Below are 23,515 nucleotides of genomic sequence, written 5' to 3' on the forward strand. Positions count from 1 at the left end.
GTCAGGCCGCTTTTTCGGCATCCATCTGCTCGAAAACCTCCTTTGCGATCCTGATGGCCCGGTTTGCCGCCGGAACACCCGCATAGATCGCCACGTGGAGCAATGCCTCGCCTATATCCTCCCGCGTTGCCCCCGTATTCGCCGTCGCGCGCACATGCATCGCGACCTCCTCATCATGGCCGAGCGCCGCCAGAACCGCGATCGTCACCAGCGACCGCTCGCGTTTCGTCCAGCCCGGCCGCGACCAGACGTGCCCCCACGCCGCCTCGGTGATGAGTTCCTGAAACGGCCGGTCGAAATCGGTCGTCGACGATTGCGCCCGGTCAACATGAGGGTCGCCGAGGACGGCCCGCCTCGTGAGAATCCCCTGTCGGTAACGTTCCGAATGGGCCCGCATTTCACCCATGGGCTTTTTCTCCATTGTACACTAAGTCGGTGAAGGCGCGGATGACGGAAACGAGCGCTTCCGGCTGCTCCACGCAAGGGATATGGCCCGCGCCCTTGATCACTTCATAGCGTGCGTTCGCAATGAGTTTCGCCGTTTCGAGGACGAGGTCCGGCGGCGTCGAGCCGTCCTGGTCGCCTACGATGCAGATCGTCGGCACCGCGATTTTTTTCGCCGTTTCCGTATAGTCCGCATCGCGGATCGCCGCGCAGGTTCCCGCATAGCCCGCCGCCGGCTGGCGGACGAGCATGTTGCGATAGCCGGCGAAGGCGGCATTATCGCCCATGCGGAAGTCCGGTGTGAACCAGCGTTCGAGTACGGCATCGGCGATGCTGGCGATGCCGTTTTTTTCGACCTGGGCGATGCGCGCGTTCCACATCTCCGCCGTGCCTATCTTGTGCGCTGTGTCGCAAAGGATGAGCGCACCCACGAGGTCCGGGCGGACGGCATGAAGCCCTTGCGCGATCAGCCCGCCGACGGAAAGGCCGCAGACGATCGCTTGCTTGACAGCCAGATGATCGAGAAGTCCGGCAAGGTCGCTGACATGGTCTTCCATCGAATAGGGCGTCTTGCCGATGTCCGACAGGCCGTGTCCGCGCTTGTCATAGGTGAGGATGGCGAAATCGCCCACAAGGCGCACGATCACGTCACGCCAGATCCGGAAATCCGTGCCAAGCGAATTGGCGAAAACGATCACCGGTTTGCCGGTGGCGCCGATCACCTGATAATGGAGCGCGATGTCGTTGATAGTGGCGAACTGCACGGAAATTCTCCTCCCTCACAAAACTGGAACTTTCACTTGGTTAAGTAAAATGATATTTCATGGATAATAGTTAACTCATAGGTTATGAGACTCCGTGATCGACAGCCGTGTAAAATTCCGGCATCTGCAAACTTTTGTCGAGGTCGCGCGCCAGAAGAGCGTGATGAAGGCGGCGGAGCTTCTGCATGTCAGCCAGCCGGCGGTCACCAAGACGATCCGCGAGCTTGAGGATGCGCTGGGCGTTTCCGTCTTCGAGCGCGAGGGGCGCGGCATCAGGATTACCCGTTATGGCGAGGTTTTCCTGCGCCATGCAGGCGCCGCGCTCACGGCATTGCGCCAGGGGATCGACGCCGTTTCGCACGGGCGGGTGGGCGATGCCCCGCCAATTCGCGTCGGCGCGCTGCCCACCGTTTCGTCGCGCATCATGCCGCGGGCGATGACACTGTTTATGGGTGAGGAGACCGGAAGTCGGGTCAAGATCGTGACCGGCGAGAACGCGGTTCTGCTGGAGCAGTTACGGGTGGGCGATCTCGATCTGGTCGTCGGCCGCCTGGCGGCGCCGGAAAAGATGACCGGTTTCTCCTTCGAGCATCTTTATTCCGAGCAGGTGGTGTTCGTCGTGCGCGCCGGCCATCCGCTGATGGAAGGGCGGCAATCGGTTTTCGAAGGCCTCGAAGCCTATCCCGTGCTGATGCCGACACGCGCCTCGATCATCCGCCCCTTCGTCGAGCGTTTCCTGATCGTCAACGGCGTCGCCGGCATCCCACATCACATCGAGACCGTCTCGGACGCCTTCGGCCGCGCTTTCGTGCGCCAGAGCGACGCGATCTGGATCATCTCCGCCGGCGTGGTGGCGGCCGATCTCGAAGACGGCACGCTGGTCGCCCTCGACCTCGACACCACGGAGACACGAGGCCCGGTCGGGCTCACGATGCGTAACGACGCCGTCCCCTCGCTGCCGCTTTCCATCCTCATCCAGGCGCTGCGCGAGGCAGCGAAGCAGGTGAAGCTGGATTAGGCACTGCTCGAAGGGCAATCGCGGCGGCGCTGAAATGCGCTGGGCGACCGGTATGCGCCGCCTCGGACGTTCGCTGGCTCTCGATCCTGTCCTGAAAGCAGTCGTTCGCTGCAAGCTAGTCGAAGGCCTTGAAAGGTCGGAGAGCAGTCATTCGCCAGTCCGAATTGGGGACACCGCGCTTGACAGAGGCAGCCGTGCCCGCGTGGGCTGAGATTTTGGTCGAAGGCTCCGGCGCGAAGAAGCTGGCTGTGAGCCACCCCCCTTTGGAGCGGGCCGCCCGCAAAAGCTTGAACGAAAAGCGGGGACGCAATCTCCCCGGTGTTCTTGGCCGAATGTGGCGGCGCATGGGCACCGGACCGGGCTGCGATTGGCAGGAACCTGCATTATTCACTGTGCAGCGAACATTGCCTTTCCGGGCCTAGTACAGGGTAATCAGCCTGAGCTGCTTTTCTTCCGGTTTGTATTCCATCGAGGCAAGGAGGCGGATATGGCCGCTCGCTTTCCGCCGGGGCAGCTCGATGTTCACATTGAACTTCGCGACATCGTGCTGCGCATCGAAGGTCATGTTGTAGATGTGACACCAGAGCAGTCGGCTACTGACAGGTGCGTGATCTCATAACCGTAGCGGATCAGCATCCGGTGTTTGCCCCTACCGGAAATCGGCCGCGGTAAGCGTGTAGGAGGTGCGGCGTCCCTGGGAATAAGCCTCGCGTGCGACGTCATGGATCGAACTGCGTGCCGAATCGAAGGCCGTGAGAAAATCCCTTTCGGACAGTGGCGTCCTCCCGGGTTGGGCCAGCGCTGCGGTCTCCACAAAGAACGGTACCTCGAACATGCCGTCATGTCCGATGAAGCGAATCGCATTGCGCACTTCGTCAAAGCTGCGGCTCGGATTGGGAAATTCGAGGGTCACGGTCGGCGTTCCTCAGAGCTATACGGTGTGATCCGCCGGCGTGCCATCAGACACCCCGTCGCGGCCGCATTCTTCATTCAGGCGGTTAAGGCAAAGCATGCCGTCAGTGGCGACCGACCGGCTGAGGCCGGTCATGTCCTGTCCGTTTGGGCTGGCTGGAACGCCGGTGAAGACATGGTAGACGGTCCAGGATCGGTCGATTCCCCCTGCGGCGGCCATATTGTTCGTCGCTTGGAGCGTGACCCGATGCGCCGCCTTCATTATCCCAGACGTCGCTCCCGCGGACGCTTCGCTCCCGTTCGGTCTCGTTGCCATGTGGATTCATGATCGTGGCCTTTCTTTATTGGTCACTTCGACATCGATGATGCCGGAATAGAGTGCCGCGCCAGTCGCGTCGGTGATCGCCATGGCGTCCGGCCGTTGCGGCATGTCGAGAGTCAGCGAAAGCCGCCGCCCGACTTCAATCGCGTCATCAAGGTCGACAGCCTCTACCGTCTCGCGGCCGACGACGGCATGTGCGTCATCTGAAACCCGTGTGCGATAGAATTCGATCACGACTTTCAAGGCTATCGTCCTTTGCACCGCAGGAGCAGCATTGGTTCAGTGTTTGCCTCTGCCTTGGGACGCTTTGGCATTTGCAGCGCCCTTAATGTGGTTACCGAAGGTACTTTCAGGCTTGGGCGAAGCTTTCTCCTGCTTCGGCTTTCTGATCTCGCGATTGCTTCGCTTCTGGCCCTTAGCCATGTCCGAACGTCCTTTCGATGAGGGTTGCGTCGCTACCGACCTGTGAGATGTCGACCGGCTCGAGACTGTCCTGCGTCGTCACCCGCTCATGGCGCTCGTCGTCATTGCGGATGCGGTACTGCGGCGAATTTCCTCGCGGCGGCAGTGTGCCAGTGATACGGTAAATGTCGGCTGGCAGAGCGGGTCTCCCGAAACCGTCCTTCAGCCGGACAGTCTGCCCAATCGTGAAGAGATGGGTTAGGGCCTCACGACGGGCCGGGTGGGTTGTGCGTCGGATGGAGTTCGTAGATATCATGACTGCTGGTGATCCTTTTCGAGTGCGGCGTCGAGATCAGCAGGATCAATCGGCACCATCTGATGGGTGTGGCTATCAATGCCGATGGCCGGCAGGTGAATAAAGGCGCTTACACGTCTCCAGGCGAGGCGGGAGGGTATCTCCAACAGTTCCTCATCCTGTTCGACGCGATAGTCCCCGGCAGGCTGCGGCGCGTCGAAGACAGGCAGCATGAAGGGTGCGGAGAACCGGACGATCATCTGGGTGGTGCGCGTTGTCATGGCTCGATACCTCCGCAGAAGCACGCGGGGGCGCCTCCTGCCTCATTCCCATTCGAACCGGAACGAATTCCCGTGCTGCCAGTACATCCGTGGTCAGCGACGGGGTTCATTCCAGGGTTCGAACAGAGCGATATGCGCGCCGGACCGGCGCTTTATGCATTCGCTATCGAGAATTCGGTGGTGAATGGCGGGTCTCTGACACCGCGAAGCCAAGTCGGCCAAATCAACGAGTTTTATATATGGACTGCGGCTGTCTGTTAAGCAAGGTGGGGGCCGATTTTATTTCGTTGCGATTCGTAAAATGCACTGCGGTAAAAATAAAATACCCTAAAAATAGCGGAAAATACGTATCGCAAACAACCAAAGTCCTACAAACCATAGTGGTTCAATTATTTCTACACTCCAGTTTTTCATGGAAATACCTTTAGCTTTTCATTCGGATAGCACACCTCGCCATGTATCTGAGGGCGCCCCTTGAGATTCCGCCCCCTCCATGAGGCCACTCCCTGAAGCTATTCAACACCGGCACACTATGCTGCTGACGCAACCGCAATGTATAGGCGTGGCGGGTTTCCCCCGTCACCGGGTTCGTCTTCCTGTGCCTGCTTCCATTCCGATGGTCGCTGCAGGTAGCGCCAGGATCGTATCGAATATACCGGCAGTCAATTGTCCTATCCGCCCGTGGTCGATAGAAAGTCCTGGGCAAGTTAGAGACCGTAAGAGGTCTGAGAGCCCCCATGCCGGGTTCATACGAGCGGTAAGAGGTTGGGGAGCCGTCGGTCCGCTTTCGGTTACGTGACCAGGAAAAATTCAACCGTCAGCGTGCAGAAAAGGCGACCATCGACCAAATCGGGTGGTCGATGGCCGCCGAAAATCGCTGGCCGGCGATCAGCGCTGGAAAGTGAGGTGGACAATCCCACTTTCCGCCGTTTCTGTCCTGACGGTATAGCCGGCCTCCAACCCGCGCAACTCGTCCCAGAGGCGTATGCCCCGCCCCAGCAGGATCGGAGCAATGGCGACATGGAGACGGTCAACAAGTCCGGCCTTGAGATAGTCGCGGACCATGGTTGGTCCGCCACCTATCCGAACATCCCTGCCGTTTGCGGCTTTCTCGGCCCGCTGCAGCGCATCAACCGGGTTGGCCGCTATGAAGTGGAACGTCGTGCCTCCAGCCATCTCGATTGGTGGCCGCGGCTTATGTGTGAGGACGAAGACCGGGCAGTGAAATGGCGGCTCGTCTCCCCACCACCCCTTCCAGTTTGGATCATCGGGAAAATTGTGCAGCCCGAACTTGCCCGCCCCCATGATCTCGGCGCCAATGTTGGCGAAGTAATCCTTCGCATACGCCTCGTCGAGGCCGGTGGTGCCTTTGCCGCTGGTGTCCTTGAGCACGCGCTCCCGAAACGTCCTTGTCGCCACATACGCGCTAACAAGGCGCGACCAATCGGGGCCGAACGGGTTTTCGGGTGTCTGATCCGTCGTTGTTGCGAAACCATCGAGCGAGATAAGAAGGTACGACACGTACTGCCACTGAGCTGCTCCTAATACTAAGGTAATTACCTTTATAATATTCGCTCAACACTAAGGCAAGTACCTTTTTAACCTTGACCGGCATGGCCTGCCGCTTTACCAAGCCGTATGCCTTTCCACTCGACCCCACTCGACCTTGCCTTCCATGCTCTCAGTGACCCGACACGCCGGGCGGTGGTGTCGCGGCTCGCGGATGGCGAGATGCCGGTCAGTGTCCTCGCGCAGCCCTTCGACATGGCGCTGCCCTCCTTCTCTCAGCATCTCAAGGTGCTGGAAGATTGCGGATTGATCGCCACCGAGAAACGCGGTCGCAGCCGCTGGTGCCGACTGGAGCGGGCGCGCTTTGAGGAAGCGGCAAATTGGATGGCAGCGGAGCGCCGACGCTGGGCCGAGCGGCTCGACCGGCTGGAAACCTATTTGGACAGGACGGAAGAAAACGACGATGGAAAAGCTGTTTGAGACGTGGTCGCTCGATCGCGAGGTCGTTCTGGTCAAGGTGTTGAAGCACCCGCGCCATAAGGTATTCGCCGCCTGGATGGATCCGGAAGCGCTGGCACAATGGTATGGCCCGGTAGGCCTCAGCATCGAGAACCACGAGGCCGATATCCGCGAAGGTGGCGTATGGCGTTTCGACATGGTCGGCGAATTCGATGGCCAACAACAGCGCTTCCCCAATCTGATGCGCTTCCTGAAGATCGTCCCCAACGAACTGATCGTTGTGGACTACGGCACCCCGGACCCCAATGATCCCGGGCGCTTTTATATGTCTATTACTTTCGATGAGCAGGCCGACGGCAAGACCGTACTGACCATGCGCCAGCTTCATCCCAGTCGTGAGCGGCGGCAGGCGGTCATCGGCTTTGGCGCGGTGGAATATGGGCTGCAGACGCTGGACGGCCTTGCTGCCTGGCTAGATGGTTGAACGCCGCCCATTTGGAGTTTGGTGGCGGCCGGCATGATATCATAATGGACGGCTTTCAGGACTTTGCGGCCCGGCCCTGACGATCGCAAAGAGGTCAAACCGTATATTTGCTCCACTAGTAAGCCAGCCCGACATAATTCTCGGCGAGCGCTGTCGCCGCCGCGCTGGAATGGGTGAGGTAGTCGAGTTCGGCTTCCTGGATTTTCTGGTCGAAGTCGCTCGTCTCGGGGAAGCGGTGCATCATCATCGTCATCCACCAGGAAAACCGTACCGCCTTCCAGACGCGGGAGAGGGCGCGGGCGGAATAGGCGTCGATCCCGGCGGTGGAACCGTCGCCATAATATTCCATCAGCCCCTCGAAGAGGTAGTGGACGTCGCTTGCCGCGAGGTTGAGCCCTTTGGCGCCGGTCGGCGGCACGATATGCCCGGCATCGCCGACGAGAAAGAGGCGGCCGAAACGTAGCGGCTCGGCGACGAAGGATCTGAGCGGTGCGATCGATTTTTCGAAGGACGGCCCGGTGGTCACCGCCTCGGCGTGATGTTCAGGAAGGCGGCGGCGCAATTCGTCCCAGAACCGCTCGTCGCTCCAGTCCTCGATTTTTTCGTCGAGCGGGCACTGGATATAATAACGGCTGCGGGTATTCGAGCGCATGGAGCAGAGCGCGAAGCCGCGCGGATGATTGGCGTAGACAAGTTCGTGGTTCACGGGCGGCACATCGGCGAGGACGCCGAGCCAGCCGAAGGGATAGACCTTCTCGAAGGTGCGGATGGCGCCTTCCGGAACGGATTTGCGGCTGGGGCCGTGGAAGCCGTCGCAGCCGGCGATGAAGTCGCAGTCGATACGGTGCGTTATGCCGTCTTTCTCGTAGGTGACATAGGGTGATTTGCCGGCAAAGTGGTGCGGCGTGACATTTTCCGCCTCGTAGACGGAGATGCCGCCCGAGGCTTCGCGTCTGTTCATCAGGTCGTGGGTCAGCTCCGTCTGGCCATAGATCAGGACCCGCTTGCCGCCGGTGAGGCCATAAAGGTCGATACGGTGGTCGCGTCCGTCGAAGGCGAGCGAAATCCCGTCATGCGGCAGGCCCTCCGCGTGCATCCGGGCTCCAGCGCCGGCCTCGTCCATCAGATGCACCATGCCTTCCTCCAGCACGCCGGCGCGCACGCGGCCGAGGATATGGTCCTTGCTGGCGCGGTCGAGAATGACGTTCTCGATGCCGGCATTGGCTAGAAGCTGGCCGAGCAAGAGGCCCGACGGACCCGAGCCGATGATGGCGACTTTTACTCGCATGGTCCCTCCCAACATTCATTTTAGCGAATTTTGGAGAGGGAAGCCTGTTGCCACAATGGATTTTCCGGTCAAAGAATTGCACTTTTCGAACAAAACGCGGCGCGAAAGCGATGACGAGGCATATCCCGACTTACGATCTATACGGCGAGAAGCCGGGCAAAAAGTCCGAATTCTGGCTGCATTGCGAGACAATTCCATCAAGAAGCAGCCTGCATCACTGGGAAATCGGCGCGCACCGCCACGAGAGCTTCTTTCAGATATTGTACATTCAGGCCGGTTCGGCAGAGGCGCTGTTCGGTGGTGAAACCCATGTGGTCAGCCCTCCGGCCATCGTCACCGTGCCGCCCGGCGCCACCCATGGCTTTCGCTTCTCGACGGATATCGAGGGGCTGGTCATCACCATCGTCACGGCGCAGCTCGGCGTGTCGCCGGGCGAGCGCAGCCAACTTGGCCAATGGCTTTCCGCTCCGCGCCTGACGCCACTTGCCGAAGGCGACGATGATTCAGCCTATGCCGTGAAGACGCTCGAAAGGCTCGACCGGGAATGCGAGGGTGGGCGCGCCGGCAACAACGGTCTCATCAAGGCCTATCTGACGACGATCCTGACGCTCGCGGCGCGGATTTCGGCGGCAGGGGGTGAAGAAGCCAAACAGGAGACGGGAGAGAACGAGCGCCGCGTCGAGCGGCTGAACGGCCTCATCCACCGGCACTACCAGTCGCATAAGACGGCTTCGTTCTACGCGCGGGAATTGGGTATGTCGCTCACCCATCTCAATCGCGTCGTGCGCGAGGCGACGGGGCTGAGCACCCACCGGCTGATCGCCCGCAGGCTGGTCGAGGAGGCCAAGCGCGATCTGGTCTTCACGCTCACCAGCGTCCAGGGCATCAGCTTTCGCCTGGGCTTTAGCGATCCGGCCTATTTCTCGCGGTTTTTCCTGCGCGAAACCGGCATGACGCCACGCGCCTACCGCAATGCGGAACAGGATAAGCTCGCGGAGAACCCCGCTTCTTCGGAGAACTGACCTGGATTTTTGAAAGAGCCCTATCGCAGCATTGTGCGCAGGTCGCTTTGCACCTTCAGCATCTCGGGCAGCATGAGCTGGATAAGATCCTTTACCTCCACTTTGGCCACCGGCGCGCCGATGTTGAGCGCGGCCACCACCGTTCCGCGGTGGTCGAAAACGGGGACGGCAATCGAGCGAAGTCCAAGTTCCAGCTCCTGGTCGTTGACGGCATAGCCCTGCTTACGGATTTGCCTGAACTCTTCCATGAGATGGTCGGGTTCGATATGCGTAAAGGGAGTTCGGGGCTTCAGTTCGGTTCGATCAAGCACTGATCGGGCTTCAGCCTCGTCCAGCCATGCCAGCAGCACGCGTCCCATCGAGGCGCAATAAGCGGGCAGGCGACTTCCGGCCATCAGATTGATCGACATGACGCGCCTTTGTGAGGCGCGCGCGATATACACGATTTCGGTTCCGTCGAGCACCGAGGCCGAAGCGCTTTCGCCCACAGCATCGGACAGGCGGTTGAGGTGCGGCTGGATGATCGTCGGCAAAGGCGTCGCGGAAAGATAGGCGTGGCCAAGGCGTAGCACTTTCGGCAACAGCATGAAGAACTTGCCATCATATTCTGCATAGCCAAGCTCGGCGAGGGTGAGGAGGCAACGTCGCGCTGTCGCCCGGTTCAGCCCGGTAATCTTCGAGACGTCGGCAATGGAGAGCCGCGGCTTGTCCTCGCCGAAAGCCTCGATCACCTTCAGTCCTTTGGCAAAACCGCCGACAAAATCCGTCTCGCGCATGCGACGCCTCCAATATGATACATCCATTTTGTGCGGTATACGAACAAATGTCAAATAACGCACAAACTGATTGACCCCGAGCCGGCGGTTTGGCTAACTCCAGCCGGGTTGATGCCGGGAGATGGCGCGAAGCATGGCTTCGTGTGCCTGCTCGCCGGCATGGAGGTATGATGGACAAGACAATCGGAAGTCTGGCGGAAGCGGTTGCCGAAATCGGAGATGGCGCGACCGTCATGATCGGAGGTTTCGGCGGCTCGGGCGCGCCGATCGAGCTTATTCATGCCCTGATCGACAAGGGATCAAAGAACCTGACGGTGATCAACAACAATGCGGGCAATGGCCGTATCGGCATTGCCGCGATGATCGATGCCGGCATGGTCAGGAAAATGATCTGCTCGTTTCCACGCTCGTCCGATCCGCGTGCATTTACGGACAAGTATCTTGCCGGTGAGATCCAACTTGAGCTGGTTCCCCAAGGTACGCTCGCCGAGCGCATCCGTGCCGGAGGTGCCGGTATTCCGGCGTTTTATACGCCAACGGCGTATGGCACCGAACTTGCCGAGGGCAAGGTCATCGCGGAATTCGATGGGCGGCCTTACGTTCAGGAGCGCTGGTTGAAAGCCGATTTCGCGCTGATCAAAGCGCATACCGGCGATATCCACGGCAATCTTACCTACCGGATGGCGGCGCGCAATTTCAATCCATTGATGTGCATGGCGGCCGCGAAGACCATCGCGCAGGTGTCGAAGATCGTGCCGCTTGGCGGCATTGAGCCAGAGCATGTCGTGACCCCCGGCATTTTTGTCGACCGCGTTGTCGAAGCCGCCAATCCGCAACAGGAGGAAGAGCTCATTCGGGCAGGAGTGGCCTACGTATGACCATCGATACTCGCGAGGACATCAAGCTTTCCAACGCCCAGATCGCCTGGCGCGCGGCACAGGATATCGTTGATGGCGCCTATGTAAATCTCGGCATCGGTTTCCCGGAAATGGTTGCCCGTTATCAGCCTGAAGGTCGCGAGGCGATCTTCCACACCGAAAACGGCATTCTTGATTTCGGTGAAGCGCCGCCGGAAGGCGAAGAAGACTGGGATCTGATCAATGCGGGCAAGAAGGCCGTGACCTTGAAGCCGGGCGCTGCTTTCTTCAATCATGCTGACAGCTTCGCCATGGTGCGCGGCGGCCATCTCGGTGTAGCGATCCTCGGTGCCTATCAGGTCGCCCAAAACGGCGATCTTGCCAACTGGCGCGTTGGCGCCAGGGGGGTGCCTGCGGTCGGCGGCGCGATGGACCTCGTGCATGGAGCAAAGCAGGTCGTCGTTATCACAGAACACGTCACCAGGAAAGGTGAGCCGAAACTGGTGGAGCAATGCACTTTCCCGCTGACGGGCGTTGGTTGCATCACGCGCATCTATACGAGCCATGCCGTCATCGACGTCGATAAGGGCCGTTTCGTGTTGCGTGAAAAACTGACGGCGATCACGTTGGAAGAGCTTCAGGCCATGACGGGCGCGAAGCTCCATATCGATGGCCCCGTCGCTGATCTCGTCGTTCCTGAACTGTGAGGCTCACCATGAGCGAAGCCTATATCTGCGATTACATCCGCACGCCGATTGGTCGTTATGGCGGAGCACTTTCGTCAGTTCGTGCCGACGATCTGGGCGCAATTCCGCTCAAGGCCCTGATGGAGCGGAATGGTTCCGTCGACTGGGATGCCGTTGACGATGTCATATTTGGTTCGGCAAATCAGGCAGGCGAAGATAATCGCAACGTCGCACGCATGTCGCTGCTTCTGGCCGGGCTTCCGGTCAGTGTGTCGGGTACCACGATCAACCGTCTTTGTGGTTCCGGCATGGATGCGGTCATCACCGCCGCCCGTGCCATTAGGGCAGGCGAGGCGGAACTGATCGTCGCCGGGGGCGTGGAAAGCATGAGCCGCGCGCCCTTCGTCATGCCGAAGGCAGATAGCGCCTTCTCACGCAAGGCGGAAATCTTCGACACGACCATCGGATGGCGCCTCATCAATCCCTTGATGAAAAAGCAGTATGGCGTCGATTCCATGCCGGAAACCGGAGAGAACGTCGCCGAGGATTACAAGGTATCGCGTCAGGATCAGGACGTTTTCGCGCTCCATAGCCAGGAAAAAGCTGCCGCTGCGCAGGCTAACGGCCGCCTCGCGATGGAAATCGTCTCAGTCCCGGTCCCGCAGCGCAAGGGCGATCCGGTGATCGTTGAAAAGGACGAACATCCGCGTGCAGCAAGCATCGAAGCGCTCGCAAGGCTTGGTACGCCCTTCCGCGAAGGCGGTACGGTGACGGCGGGCAATGCATCCGGCGTCAACGATGGTGCGGCAGCGCTTATCATTGCTTCTGAAACCGCGGTGAAGAAATATGGCCTTAAGCCGATAGCCCGCGTCATCGGCGGTGCGGCGGCGGGCGTTCCGCCGCGTATCATGGGTATCGGACCGGCTCCGGCAACGAAGAAGCTTTGCGCTCGGACCGGCATCGCGCCGGGTGCTTTCGATGTCATCGAACTGAACGAAGCCTTCGCCTCGCAATGTCTTGCCGTTTTGCGTGAACTCGGAATCGCCGACGATGACAGGCGCGTCAACCCGAATGGCGGTGCAATCGCCCTCGGTCATCCGCTTGGCATGTCCGGTGCGCGCGTCGCCGGAACCGCGGCACTGGAGCTGTCGCTCAAAGGCGGCCAATATGCGCTGGCAACCATGTGCATCGGCGTGGGCCAGGGTATCGCAATCGCGCTCGAGCGCGTTTAGAGCTGCCGCCAGACGGCGGCGTCGAAACAACCTGATATGCCAAGATCAACTTTATCCGCACGACCTGGATCGGCGGGCCAAAGGGATGCGTTCATTCGGTCTACACATCCTGCCAGCGGGGAATGAGCGCGGCTTGTCCATGCAACTGCCCATGCTTGTCGACCAATTGCCACACAGTGACGTGATCAACCCGGAATCGTCTTCCCGATTTTGCCACGCGTACTCCACGGTAATCCGAGATGTAGCCATCCCGTACAACGATGTCGAGCAGACGCTGCCGTTCTTCACGATCCGGCAGCTCGGCTGAAAACCGCGACAAAAGCGCGGTGAATTCATCCCAATCATATTCGAAACATGACTGAGCAGTCTTGTTTGCATAGATGAAACGGGGATCGGCATCGGTATTGTGGGCCAGCAAGCCGAAAGGAGCGTCTTCATAAAGCCATCGCGCTGCACGCGAAGCTTCCTGTTCTCCGGGCACAAGCGATTTCCTTGTGAACCTGAAATAGCTGTCCGAGAGCAGGTTGAAGAAATCCAGATCCGTGCTTTTTCCCATAATATCTCCCATGGAATCGCAATGTTGTTCTCTGCGATGAATGCGGCAATTCAGCGTTACAGATTGGTGGCACGCGGACATGGGCGCACAACCTGTCCTGCATCGAACAGCACTTCGAGGAGTATCTATGGGCGCTGGCGGCAGTGCGCAACACAAACGCCGGAACTGGCAAGCCGATGATCAAAATGCAGAGTTCTCTAGTGGCTGATCATCCAGGGCCTCGCGCCGACAAAGGACTTGGACCCGTCCGGCCGGCGTGTGGTCCTTGACGAGCGTTCTGTCGAGCAGCAGGAACATCCGGGGCCATGAGAACGCTCGGAAAGCCTGTTGCTCTTCGGGGTGTGCCTGGCCTGCTCATTGACGGCGTGTGCGGCGCGCAGCCCCGTTTCCATCGAGGCAATGTTGGGCATGCGCAAAATAACGCGGCGAGCGGATTGCCCGCAGTCGGGGCAGTCGCGCGGCTCGGCGGATTTGGCCATGGGGCGGAGTGCGGTAAAGACACCGCACTCCGCGCATTCGTAGTCGTAGAAGGGCATCGGGAGCACCTCAGAGGTCGGGAGCGAGCGGGACGGAGACCGAGCCGTCGAGGAACTTCGTCGGCCCGTCGCTGCCTGGCATGATGTCGAACTCGAAGATATCCGTCGGTAGCCACAAGGTCGCGCAGGCATTGGGGATGTCGACCACGCCCGAGATGTGGCCCTGGACCGGGGCCGTGCCGAGGATGGCATAGGCCTGGGCGCGCGAATAGCCGAACTTCGTCAGATACTCGATGGCGTTGAGGCAGGCCTGGCGGTAGGCGATGTGAACATCGAGATAATGCTGTTTGCCCGCCTCATCGACAGAGATGCCTTCGAAGATCAGGTAATCGTCGTATCTGGGCGTGATGGGGGAAGGGCGGAAAATCGGGTTCCTGATGCCGTATTTGGCCATGCCGCCCTTGAGTAGCGACACCTTGATATGCAGCCAGCCGGCCATCTCAATGGCGCCGCAGAAGGTGATCTCGCCGTCGCCCTGGCTGAAATGCAGATCGCCCATGGAGAGCCCGGCGCCGTCCACATAGACGGGGAAATAGATCTTCGAGCCGCGGCTCAGATCCTTGATGTCGCAGTTGCCGCCATGCTCGCGCGGCGGCACGGTGCGGGCGCCTTCCGCCGCGGCCTTGTCGCGGGCCTCACCCTTGAGCTTGCCCATATGGGCGGTCTCGTCACCATTGGGGAGCGTGGCAAGTGCAGGTACGCGCTCGGGATCCGTGTCGAACAGTGCCTTTTCGCGTGCGTTCCACGCCTCCAGCATCTTCCTGTCGGGCAGGCAGCCGATGAGCCCGGGATGGATGAGGCCGGCATATTTCACGCCTGGCACGTGGCGCGAGGAGGTGAACATACCGTGGAAATCCCAGATGGACTTCTGTGCTTCCGGAAAATGTTCGGTGAGGAAGCCACCACCGTTGTTCTTCGAGAAGAAGCCGTTAAATCCCCATAGCGAGTTTTCGACGGCGCCGATGTCGAGGATGTCGACCACCAGGAGATCACCGGGTTCCGCACCCTTGACGCCGATGGGGCCGGACAGGAAGTGGACCTGATTCAAGTCGACGTCGCGCACGTCGGCCGCGTCGTCGTCGTTCTTGATCTGCCCGCCCGTCCAGTCATAGGTCTCGACCCGAAAATCGTCGCCAGGCTCCACCCAGCAGGCCATGGGGATGTCGGGGTGCCAGCGGTTGTGGATCCTCTCGTTCTCGTAGGGTGAGGTGGCGAGATCGACCTTGATCAGTGTTTCGGGCATGGATGGCTCCTTTTTGTGAATGATGAACGGTCAGACGGACAGGAAGGCGGCGACTTTCTTTTCGTCGATGCCTTCCCGCCGGCTTTCGTGGACGAATTCGCCGTTCTCGATGACGAGCACGTGGTCGGCGATGTCGAGCGCGAAGCTCAAGACCTGCTCGGAGACGACGATGGAAAGGCCACGCTCGTCGCGGATGCGGCGCAGCGTGCGCGCCATCTCCTTGATGATCGAAGGCTGGATGCCCTCGGTCGGCTCGTCCAGCAGCAGCACCTTGGGCCGCGAGGCGAGCGCGCGGGCGATGGCGAGCTGCTGCTGTTGGCCGCCGGAGAGATTGCCGCCGCGCCGGTTCCTCATCTCCAGGAGCACCGGGAACAGCTCGTAGATGTCGCCGGGCACGGCGCTTTCGCCGGTGACGGTCAGCCCTGTCTCGATGTTCTCCTTCACTGTCATGGTGGAGAAGATCATGCGCCCCTGCGGCACGAAGGCGAGACCCTTGGCCACGCGCTCGTAGGGTTCGGAAGCCTCGATCGCTGCGCCGTCGATGCGAATGCCACCCGATTGCGAGGGCAGCATGCCGATCAGCGACTTCATGAGCGTGGTCTTGCCCATGCCGTTGCGCCCCATGATGGCGACGATCTCGCCCGGTCTCACATCGAAGGAGACGGAATGGATCACCTCGCTCTGCCCGTAGGCGACGGAAAGATTGTCGACGCTCAACATTGTCTAATGCCCCAGATAGACTTCGATGACCTTGGGATCGTGCTGGACATGGTCCATCGAGCCCTCGGAGAGGACTTTGCCCTGATGCATGACGGTGACGCGGTGGGCGATGTCCTGGACGAATTTCATGTCGTGCTCGATGACGATCACCGAATGGTCCTGGATGATGCGGTGCAGGAGTTCGGCCGTCTTCACGCGCTCCGAAACGCTCATGCCGGCCACCGGCTCGTCGAGCATCAGGAGTTCCGGGCTCTGGATCAGGAGCATGCCGATCTCCAGCCATTGCTTCTGCCCGTGGCTCAGGATTGCCGCTTCCGTCTTGAGCTGGTTCTTGAGGAAGATCATCTCGGCGATCTCCTCGACACGGCTGACCACCTCGGCATCGCGCTTGAAGGCGAGGGCGCCGAAGACGCCGCGGCCGCGCGGGAAGGAGAGCTCGAGATTCTCGAAGACCGTCAGGTCCTCGTAGATCGACGGGTTCTGGAATTTCCGCCCCACGCCGGCATGAACGATCTCGTGCTCCCTCATCCGCGTCAGCTCCTTGTCGCGAAAGCGAATGGAACCCGCGGTGGCCTTTGTCCGTCCGCAGATCAGGTCGAGCACGGTGGTCTTGCCGGCGCCGTTGGGGCCGATGATGACGCGGATCTCGTTCTCGTCGACGTAGAAGGAGAGGTCGTTGACGGCCTTGAATCCGTCGAAGGAGACGGTGAGGCCTTCGACGGAGAGGAGGAAGTCCTTGGACGTGGAGGCCGGGTTGGTCTGTTGCATGAGTGAGCCTCCTATTCAGCGGCCAGCTTGACGGCTTCGACCGGTGCGGTGTCGGGAGCGGGCGACGGAGGCGATTTCCGCGTCAGCTTTGCCAAAAACGGCTCGACATGGGACCGGTAGAGCCCGGCAAGCCCATTGGGGAAAGCCATGACGACGGCGATGAAGAGCCCGCCCATGGCGAAGAGCCAAAGTTCCGGGAAAGTTTCGGAAAAGCTGGTCTTGGCCCAGTTGACGATGAGCGCGCCATAGACCGCGCCGAAGAGCGACAGCCGCCCGCCGACGGCGGCGAAAATGACCATCTCGATAGAGGGTACGATACCCACGAAGGAGGGCGACATGAAGCCCACCTGCAGGGTGAACATCGCCCCGCCGATGGCCGAGAAGGCGGCTGCCAGGCAGAAGATGAAGATCTTGAAATCGGCCACGCTGTAGCCGGAGAAGCGTACCCGGTCCTCCTTGTCGCGCATGGCGATGAGTAGCCGGCCGAACTTCGACATGCGCACCATCTGGCCGAGAACGAGGACGGCAATCAGGAGGACGGCGTTGACGAAATAGAGGATGAACTTGGCGCTGTCGGTGCGGATGTCCCAGCCGAGCAGCGTGCGCAGGTCGGTGATGCCGTTGACCCCGCCGGTATAGCCCTGCTGGCCGATGATGAGGATGGTGAGGATGGCGGCGATGGCTTGCGTGATGATGGCGAAATAGACGCCGCCCACTCGCCTTTTGAACATCGCCGCGCCGATGACGTAGGCGAAGACGACCGGCACCAGGATGACGGCGGCGGCCGCGAAGGGGAAGGATTTGAACGGCACCCACCAGAAGGGGAGCTCGGTCACCTGGTTCCAGTCCATGAAGTCGGGGATGCCGGGGGTGGACTGGATGGCCGTATTCTCGGGGCTGGAGGCCTCGAGTTTCAGGAACATGGCCATGCAGTAGCCGCCGAGGCCGAAGAAGATTCCCTGGCCGAGGCTCAGGATTCCGCCATGCCCCCAACACAGCACCAGACCGACCGCCACGAAGGCATAGGTGAGGTACTTACCCACCAGATTGAGGCGGAAGACGTCCATGGTGACGGGAAAGACGATCAGGATGAGCGCGGCCACGATGGCAAGCGCAATCCATTCGCGCCTTGTGTAGAGGGTGGTGTTCATGGCGTCGTCTCCCGTCAGCGGCGCATCTTGAGGGTGAAGAGACCTTCCGGCCGCAGCATGAGGATGCCGACCACGGTGAGAAGTGTGAGAACCTTGGCCATGGAGCCGGACATGAAGAATTCCATCGTCGACTGCGCCTGGGAGATGGTGAAGGCGGAGGCAATGGTGCCGAGCAGGCTCGCAGCCCCGCCGAAGACGACGACCAGGAAAGTGTCGACAATGTAGAGCTGGCCCGCTGTCGGCCCGGTGGAACCGATCATGGTGAAGGCCGAACCCGCCACGCCGGCCACACCGCAGCCGAGGCCGAAGGTGAGGCGGTCAACCTTCTTCGTGTTGATCCCGACCGCGCCCGCCATGGCGCGGTTCTGCACCACCGCGCGCACCTGTTTGCCCCAGCGGGAGCGGAACATCAGGAGGAAGACGGCAAGCGAGATGAGCATCGTGAGCGCCATCACGAAGATGCCGTTGATGGGCACCTCGATGATGTCGGTGAGTGCGAAGGAGCCCATCATCCAGTCGGGTAGGCTCACCCCCACCTCGCGCGCGCCGAAGACGGAGCGGTAGAGCTGCTGCAGGATAAGGCTCAGGCCCCAGGTGGCGAGCAGCGTGTCGAGTGGGCGCCTGTAGAGATGGCGGATCATCGCCCACTCCACCAGGATGCCGAGCGCGCCGGTGACGATGAAAGCGAGCGCCATCGCGATGAAGAAATAGGCGGGAAAGAGTGCGGGTGCGTAGGCTGTCACGAGCCCCGAGCAGAGCCAGGTGACATAGGCGCCCAGGATCATGAACTCGCCATGGGCCATGTTGATGACGCCCATCTGGCCGAAGATGATGGCGAGCCCCAGCGCCATCAGCACGAAGACGGAGAAGAGGATCAGCCCGGCGAAACCCTGCATCGCCAGGATGGAGCTGAATTCGAGAAGGGTGTAGTCGCCGATCATGTTCGCCTCGCGCAGACTGGATGTGCCGGTGGAACGCTGTGAGGGAGAGCCCCTCCGGACGAGCGCCGGAGGGGCCGGGTCGAAAGGTTTATTGATACCCTGCCGGGAACGGATCGGGCTGCACGAGATCGGCGGTCTCGAACACCACCTCGTACTGTCCGTCGTTCAGCGCATGGCCGACGCGGGTCTTCGACCACAGATGATGGTTCTCGTGGATGCGCACATAGCCTTCGGGCGCCTTGGCGAACTCGATGCCGGGAGAGGCCGCACGCACTTTGTCGATGTCGAAGCTGCCGGCCTTCTCCACCGCCATCTTCCAGAGCCAGGGACCGAGATAGGCGGCCTGCGTCACGTCTCCGATGACGATTTCGTCACCCCACATTTCCTTGAAGGCCTTGACGAATTCGGCATTGTTGTCGTTCGGCAGGCTCTGGAAGTATTTCATGCAGGCATAGGCGCCCACGATGTTCTCGCCGCCGATGCCGAGGATCTCATCCTCCGTTACCGAGATGGTGAGAAGCAGTGGCTTCTCCTTGGTCATGTCGATGCCGGCCGCCTTCAACTGCTTGTAAAAGGCGACGTTGGAGCCGCCGACGACGATGGCGTAGATGACATCGGGCTTGGTCAGCTTGATCTTGTTGATGACCGAATTGAACTGGGTGTGGCCGAGTGGGTAATATTCCTCGCCCGACACCTTGAGGCCCAACTTCTCGATGTGCTTGCGGGCGATCTTGTTGGAGGTGCGCGGCCAGATATAGTCGGACCCCAGCAGATAGAAGCTCTTGGCGCCCTTGTTCTGCACCACCCAGTCGATGCCGGCGATGATCTGTTGTGTCGCTTCTTGGCCCGTATAGATGACGTTGGGAGACTGCTCCAGCCCCTCGTAGAAGGTCGGGTAGTAGAGCATGCCGTTATATTGCTCAAAGACCGGCAGCACCGCCTTGCGCGAGGCGGACGTCCAGCAGCCCATCACTGAGGCCACCTTGTCCTGCACGAGCAGCTTCTTGGCTTTCTCGGCGAAGGTTGGCCAGTCGGAGGCGCCGTCCTCCTGGATGAAGTCGATCTGCCTGCCGAGCACGCCGCCTGCTTCGTTGATCTGCTTGATGGCGAGTTTCTCCGCCTGCACGGAACCGGTCTCTGAAATCGCCATCGTGCCGGTGACCGAGTGAAGGATGCCGACCGTCACCTTGTCGTCGGTCACTGCAAGCCCGGTTGTATTCACCTCCGCAGTCGGATAATCGGCTGCGTTCACCTTGCCGCCAAGCATGCCCATGAAAGGCAGGGCGCTGAAGCCCGCCAGCACTTGGCGGCGTGTGGCTGAAAGTGCTTTTTTAGGAGTGTCGTCGCTCATGATGATGCCCTGTCCCGTTAGCCAATTGTCAAAGCGTGCTGGCTTGCTGGATGCCAACTGCTGCAATTTTGGACATCAAAGCGATTTGCCTATCAACGGGGCATTTAACGTATTCACGTTGCCCGAATTTACCCGTAAGCTGCGGGAAATGACGGAGTGTGAGGGCGGCGAATAAGGTGAATGGAGGGGCATTGAAGGCCCCCGACGGATGTGGAGGGTTAGAACAAGGGAGAGTTTTTGAGGGACAGGCCTGCGCTGTTGTTGCGGGCCGTCAGGGTTTTGGGGAACATATGACTGCAGGGTTCAAGGTTACCCGCACCAGACGCACCTACAATAAGTGGGTGGCCAATCAGACACTTGAAGACTTTGCGCTGCGCTTCACCGCCCACAGGGTCCGCAAATGGTCTGCTTGGCGCATCGCCAACACTGCAATCGGCGCGGTCTCGTTTCTCGCGCTGGAGGCGATCGGTGGAACGTTGACGCTGAACTACGGCTTTGAAACCACTTTCTGGGCTGTGGTTTCGAGCTGTTTCGTCATATTTCTTCTGGGAATCCCTATCTCCTACAATTCGGCGAAATACGGCGTCGACATCGATCTTCTGACGCGCGGTGCCGGCTTCGGCTATCTTGGCTCGACCGTTACATCGCTGATCTATGCCAGCTTCACCTTCATCTTCTTCTCCATAGAGGCGGCGATCATGGCGGCCGCGCTGGAGTTGTGTTTCGGCATTCCTCTTGCCGCTGGTTATCTGGTCAGCGCGCTTCTGATCATCCCGCTCGTCATTCACGGCATCACCTTCATCAACAGGTTCCAGGCCTGGACCCAACCCTTCTGGCTGTGTCTGCAGGTGTTACCTTTCGTATATATCGGCGCACAAAGTCTTCCCTCCGTGCGGGAATGGACCGGCTATACCGGCCTGCTCGGCCCTGTGGACGGCACATTCTCCTTGCCCTTGTTCGGCGCGGCGTCGGCCGTCGTCTTCTCGGTCGTCGCCCAGATCGGCGAGCAGGTGGATTATCTGCGGTTTCTGCCGCGCAAGCTGCACACCAATCGCGTTGCCTGGTGGACGGCATTGCTTGCGGCGGGGCCGGGATGGGTGGTGATCGGCGCATTGAAGATGCTGGCGGGTTCGTTCCTGGCCTACTACGCCTTTGAAAGCGGCGTTGCCTTTCATGACGCTTCCGAACCGACGCAGATGTATCTGACCGTATTCCGGGACATGGTTGCCAGCCCCGAATTCGCTCTGGCGCTGACCGGCATCTTCGTCGTTCTGTGCCAGGTGAAGATCAACGTTACCAACACCTATGCCGGCTCCATCGCTTGGTCGAATTTCTTCTCCCGTCTCACACACAGCCACCCCGGCCGGGTCGTGTGGGTGGTGTTCAACGTGGTGATCGGTGTGCTGCTGATGCAGTTCGGGGTCTATAAGGGGTTGGAGCAGGTTCTCGGGCTCTACGCCATCATCGCCGGGGCCTGGCTGGCGGCGATCGTCTCGGATCTGACCATCAACAAGCCGCTCGGCCTGTCGCCTCGCTATATCGAGTTCAAGCGGGCGCATCTCTATGACATCAACCCGGTCGGCTTCGGGGCCGTGGCCATCGCCATTCTGCTGTCGCTGATGTCTTATCTCGGCTGGTTCGGGAGCGTGGCGGCTGCGCTCTACGCCCACGTCGCCATCGGCTCCGCCATTCTGCTCGCGCCCCTGATCGCCGTTGCCACCGGCGGGCGCTACTATCTTGCCCGGACCTCATCCGCGTCCGGTTCGCAACAGACATTGCAGTGCTGTGTCTGTGAGCACAGTTTTGAGGTGGAGGACATGGCTGCCTGTCCCGTGTACAGGGGGCCGATCTGTTCTTTGTGCTGCTCGCTCGATGCGCATTGCGGCGACCGCTGCAAGGAAAATGCGCGTTTCGCGGAGCAGATCGGCATATTTGCCAGAGCGGTTTTCCCACCCCGCATCGCTTCCCTGGTCAGTTCGCGGATCGGTACATATCTCGGCATATTGCTGGTTGTCAGCGCTGTGATCGCCCTGGTCCTGCTGGTGGTTTACTACCAGTCCACGGCCCGCGACGGCCTGCCGCCGGAGCTCGTTTCGCTGATGTTCCTCCGGTTGTTCGTGATCATCTTCGTTATCGCTGCGGTCATGGTCTGGCTCTTCGTGCTGGCCCATGAGAGCCGTGTCTTTGCCGAGGATGAAGCGCGCCGCCACACGACCTTACTTATGGATGAGATCGAAGCGCATGAAGAGACTGACCGGCTACTTCAAAAAGCCAAGGAAGCTGCCGAGTCGGCCAATCAGGCCAAGAGCAAATATATCGTCGGTCTCAGCCATGAATTGCGCACGCCGCTCAACTCCATCCTCGGCTATGCGCAGTTGCTCAACCGCCGCGACCTGACGCCGGAGATCGTCGCTAATGCCGCGCGCACCATCAAGCGCTCCGGCGAACATCTGGTCGGGCTGATCGAGGGGTTGCTCGACATATCGAAGATCGAGGCGGGGCGAATGCAAATCTACCGTGACAAGACGGCGTTGCGCCCCTATCTCGACCAGCTCGTGGACATGTTCTCCCTTCAGGCTGCCGAAAAGGACATCCGCTTCGTTTTCGAGCCGGGGCCGTATATCCCCGACTATGTCTACACGGACGAGAAGAGGCTGCGGCAGATTCTGATCAACCTCCTGTCGAACGCAGTCAAATTCACCGAAGCTGGGCAGGTGTCGCTGCGCGTAACCTATCGCAGCCAGATCGCCATTTTTGAGATCGAGGACACCGGACCCGGTATTGCTGCGGCGGATATCGAGCGCATCTTCCTTCCCTTCGAGCGGATCGAGGATGCGAATGGGAGCGGTCATCCGCCCGGCACAGGACTTGGCCTGACAATCACCAAGCTCCTCGTCGAGATCATGGGCGGCGGTCTGAGCGTGAAGTCGGATCCCGGTGTGGGAACCGTGTTCACCGTGCGGTTGATGCTGGGCGCTGCCACCCGCCCCGATGATCAAAAGCGCCCCGCAGCCGCCATTGCCGGCCTCAAGAGCGGGCCGCACAGCGTCCTGATTGCCGACGATGACCCGGTCCAACGCGCGCTCATCACAGACATTCTGGTGCCTTTGGGGTTTGAGGTGACTGCAGTTCCCAATGGCCCCACCTGTTTGGAGGCCTTGAATGAATTCCGACCGGATATCCTGCTCCTGGATGTGGCCATGCCCGGCCTGTCCGGCTGGCAGGTGGCACGCATCGTGCGGGAAGGCATGCATCCGCTTTTGCCGATCGTCATGATTTCGGCGGATGCGGGCAACGAGCGCAACCTCAACGATTACCGACGCTTGCATGATGGTTATCTCATCAAGCCGTTCAGCATCGATGATCTGGTCGAACAACTGAGCTCAACGCTTGATGTCGAATGGAACTATCACCCGCAACAGGTTTTGCGCAGCAGTGGAGTCGGTTGATGTATGGAGAACTGCATGGGCGCGGCACAACACAGTGGCCAGAGAGAAT

The 23,515-nt window shown here is 60.3% G+C and carries 26 protein-coding genes; 8 read left to right on the top strand and 18 right to left on the bottom strand.

Annotation, left to right across the window (positions count from 1 at the left end; genetic code table 11):
* Position 1 precedes the first annotated feature (1 nt).
* Together pcaC and pcaD are read right to left on the bottom strand one after the other, a co-directional pair.
* Complete coding sequence (gene pcaC / locus ATN84_RS21765; protein ID WP_068884606.1) at positions 2-406, bottom strand: 4-carboxymuconolactone decarboxylase; 405 nt, start codon at positions 404-406, stop codon at positions 2-4.
* A complete protein-coding gene (gene pcaD / locus ATN84_RS21770; protein ID WP_068884607.1) occupies positions 399-1,208 on the bottom strand; it encodes a 3-oxoadipate enol-lactonase in 810 nt (269 codons plus the stop codon). The genes pcaC and pcaD overlap by 8 nt, the downstream gene beginning before the upstream one ends.
* 94 nt (positions 1,209-1,302) lie before the next feature.
* Between pcaD and pcaQ the strand changes: the two genes are divergently transcribed.
* Entirely contained in the window at positions 1,303-2,226 is a 924-nt protein-coding gene (gene pcaQ / locus ATN84_RS21775; RefSeq protein ID WP_068884608.1) for a pca operon transcription factor PcaQ, read from the top strand.
* 418 nt (positions 2,227-2,644) lie between these two features.
* On the opposite strand, the gene ATN84_RS27355 is transcribed toward pcaQ, so the two are convergent.
* The 6 genes from ATN84_RS27355 to ATN84_RS21805 form a co-directional block, all read right to left on the bottom strand.
* On the bottom strand, positions 2,645-2,791 hold the full coding sequence (locus ATN84_RS27355; protein WP_161939609.1) for a hypothetical protein: 147 nt from the start codon (positions 2,789-2,791) through the stop codon (positions 2,645-2,647).
* 84 nt (positions 2,792-2,875) lie between these two features.
* Positions 2,876-3,139, bottom strand: coding sequence for a DUF1488 family protein (locus ATN84_RS21780; protein WP_068884609.1), 264 nt, complete (start codon positions 3,137-3,139; stop codon positions 2,876-2,878).
* A 321-nt stretch (positions 3,140-3,460) separates the two neighbouring features.
* Positions 3,461-3,703 carry a hypothetical protein gene (locus ATN84_RS21790; RefSeq protein WP_068884610.1) on the bottom strand — a complete coding sequence of 81 codons (243 nt, stop codon included), beginning with the start codon at positions 3,701-3,703 and terminating at the stop codon, positions 3,461-3,463.
* A gap of 172 nt (positions 3,704-3,875) precedes the next feature.
* Entirely contained in the window at positions 3,876-4,178 is a 303-nt protein-coding gene (locus ATN84_RS21795; protein ID WP_068884611.1) for a hypothetical protein, read from the bottom strand.
* Positions 4,175-4,438, bottom strand: coding sequence for a hypothetical protein (locus tag ATN84_RS21800; RefSeq protein ID WP_068884612.1), 264 nt, complete (start codon positions 4,436-4,438; stop codon positions 4,175-4,177). Before ATN84_RS21800 ends, ATN84_RS21795 begins: the two co-directional genes overlap by 4 nt.
* 888 nt (positions 4,439-5,326) lie before the next feature.
* Positions 5,327-5,959 (bottom strand): dihydrofolate reductase family protein, encoded by a 633-nt coding sequence (locus ATN84_RS21805; protein ID WP_068884613.1) that lies wholly within the window; start codon positions 5,957-5,959, stop codon positions 5,327-5,329.
* 117 nt (positions 5,960-6,076) lie between these two features.
* Between ATN84_RS21805 and ATN84_RS21810 the strand changes: the two genes are divergently transcribed.
* Positions 6,077-6,427, top strand: a complete 351-nt coding sequence (locus ATN84_RS21810; protein ID WP_068884614.1) for an ArsR/SmtB family transcription factor — start codon at positions 6,077-6,079, stop codon at positions 6,425-6,427.
* On the top strand, positions 6,411-6,890 hold the full coding sequence (locus ATN84_RS21815) for an SRPBCC family protein (RefSeq protein ID WP_068884615.1): 480 nt from the start codon (positions 6,411-6,413) through the stop codon (positions 6,888-6,890). Before ATN84_RS21810 ends, ATN84_RS21815 begins: the two co-directional genes overlap by 17 nt.
* Before the next feature lie 115 nt (positions 6,891-7,005).
* Here ATN84_RS21815 and pobA read toward each other — a convergent pair whose 3' ends face one another.
* On the bottom strand, positions 7,006-8,178 hold the full coding sequence (pobA, locus tag ATN84_RS21820; protein WP_068884616.1) for a 4-hydroxybenzoate 3-monooxygenase: 1,173 nt from the start codon (positions 8,176-8,178) through the stop codon (positions 7,006-7,008).
* 110 nt (positions 8,179-8,288) lie between these two features.
* Between pobA and ATN84_RS21825 the strand changes: the two genes are divergently transcribed.
* Positions 8,289-9,200, top strand: a complete 912-nt coding sequence (locus ATN84_RS21825; RefSeq protein WP_068884617.1) for a helix-turn-helix domain-containing protein — start codon at positions 8,289-8,291, stop codon at positions 9,198-9,200.
* Positions 9,201-9,220: 20 nt separating this feature from the next.
* Here the strand turns inward: ATN84_RS21825 and ATN84_RS21830 are convergent, their stop codons facing one another.
* Entirely contained in the window at positions 9,221-9,976 is a 756-nt protein-coding gene (locus ATN84_RS21830) for an IclR family transcriptional regulator (RefSeq protein WP_068884618.1), read from the bottom strand.
* A gap of 170 nt (positions 9,977-10,146) precedes the next feature.
* Between ATN84_RS21830 and ATN84_RS21835 the strand changes: the two genes are divergently transcribed.
* The 3 genes from ATN84_RS21835 to pcaF are packed head-to-tail and all read left to right on the top strand — an operon-like array spanning position 10,147 to position 12,751.
* Positions 10,147-10,854, top strand: coding sequence for a 3-oxoacid CoA-transferase subunit A (locus ATN84_RS21835; protein WP_068884619.1), 708 nt, complete (start codon positions 10,147-10,149; stop codon positions 10,852-10,854).
* On the top strand, positions 10,851-11,540 hold the full coding sequence (locus ATN84_RS21840; protein ID WP_068884620.1) for a CoA transferase subunit B: 690 nt from the start codon (positions 10,851-10,853) through the stop codon (positions 11,538-11,540). The genes ATN84_RS21835 and ATN84_RS21840 overlap by 4 nt, the downstream gene beginning before the upstream one ends.
* Positions 11,541-11,548: 8 nt before the next feature.
* The gene (gene pcaF / locus ATN84_RS21845) at positions 11,549-12,751 is read left to right on the top strand and encodes a 3-oxoadipyl-CoA thiolase (RefSeq protein WP_068884621.1); all 1,203 of its coding nucleotides are present in this window, start codon (positions 11,549-11,551) and stop codon (positions 12,749-12,751) included.
* A gap of 100 nt (positions 12,752-12,851) precedes the next feature.
* On the opposite strand, the gene ATN84_RS21850 is transcribed toward pcaF, so the two are convergent.
* The 8 genes from ATN84_RS21850 to urtA form a co-directional block, all read right to left on the bottom strand.
* The gene (locus tag ATN84_RS21850) at positions 12,852-13,307 is read right to left on the bottom strand and encodes an MEKHLA domain-containing protein (protein ID WP_068884622.1); all 456 of its coding nucleotides are present in this window, start codon (positions 13,305-13,307) and stop codon (positions 12,852-12,854) included.
* A gap of 197 nt (positions 13,308-13,504) precedes the next feature.
* Positions 13,505-13,843, bottom strand: a complete 339-nt coding sequence (locus ATN84_RS26425) for a zinc ribbon domain-containing protein (RefSeq protein ID WP_082766433.1) — start codon at positions 13,841-13,843, stop codon at positions 13,505-13,507.
* 10 nt (positions 13,844-13,853) lie between these two features.
* Entirely contained in the window at positions 13,854-15,086 is a 1,233-nt protein-coding gene (fmdA, locus tag ATN84_RS21855) for a formamidase (RefSeq protein WP_068884623.1), read from the bottom strand.
* A 30-nt stretch (positions 15,087-15,116) separates the two neighbouring features.
* A complete protein-coding gene (gene urtE / locus ATN84_RS21860) occupies positions 15,117-15,806 on the bottom strand; it encodes an urea ABC transporter ATP-binding subunit UrtE (RefSeq protein WP_068884624.1) in 690 nt (229 codons plus the stop codon).
* A gap of 3 nt (positions 15,807-15,809) precedes the next feature.
* The gene (urtD, locus tag ATN84_RS21865) at positions 15,810-16,574 is read right to left on the bottom strand and encodes an urea ABC transporter ATP-binding protein UrtD (protein ID WP_068884625.1); all 765 of its coding nucleotides are present in this window, start codon (positions 16,572-16,574) and stop codon (positions 15,810-15,812) included.
* Between the two features lie 11 nt (positions 16,575-16,585).
* Entirely contained in the window at positions 16,586-17,725 is a 1,140-nt protein-coding gene (urtC, locus tag ATN84_RS21870; RefSeq protein ID WP_068884626.1) for an urea ABC transporter permease subunit UrtC, read from the bottom strand.
* A 14-nt stretch (positions 17,726-17,739) separates the two neighbouring features.
* A complete protein-coding gene (gene urtB / locus ATN84_RS21875) occupies positions 17,740-18,666 on the bottom strand; it encodes an urea ABC transporter permease subunit UrtB (RefSeq protein ID WP_068884627.1) in 927 nt (308 codons plus the stop codon).
* Between the two features lie 88 nt (positions 18,667-18,754).
* Positions 18,755-19,939 carry an urea ABC transporter substrate-binding protein gene (urtA, locus tag ATN84_RS21880; protein ID WP_425287441.1) on the bottom strand — a complete coding sequence of 395 codons (1,185 nt, stop codon included), beginning with the start codon at positions 19,937-19,939 and terminating at the stop codon, positions 18,755-18,757.
* A gap of 368 nt (positions 19,940-20,307) precedes the next feature.
* Between urtA and ATN84_RS21885 the strand changes: the two genes are divergently transcribed.
* Positions 20,308-23,466, top strand: coding sequence for a hybrid sensor histidine kinase/response regulator (locus ATN84_RS21885; RefSeq protein WP_068884628.1), 3,159 nt, complete (start codon positions 20,308-20,310; stop codon positions 23,464-23,466).
* Positions 23,467-23,515: the final 49 nt, after the last annotated feature.

It is taken from the genome of Paramesorhizobium deserti, assembly GCF_001558695.1.
In the GTDB taxonomy this organism is placed as follows: Bacteria; Pseudomonadota; Alphaproteobacteria; order Rhizobiales; family Rhizobiaceae; genus Paramesorhizobium; species Paramesorhizobium deserti.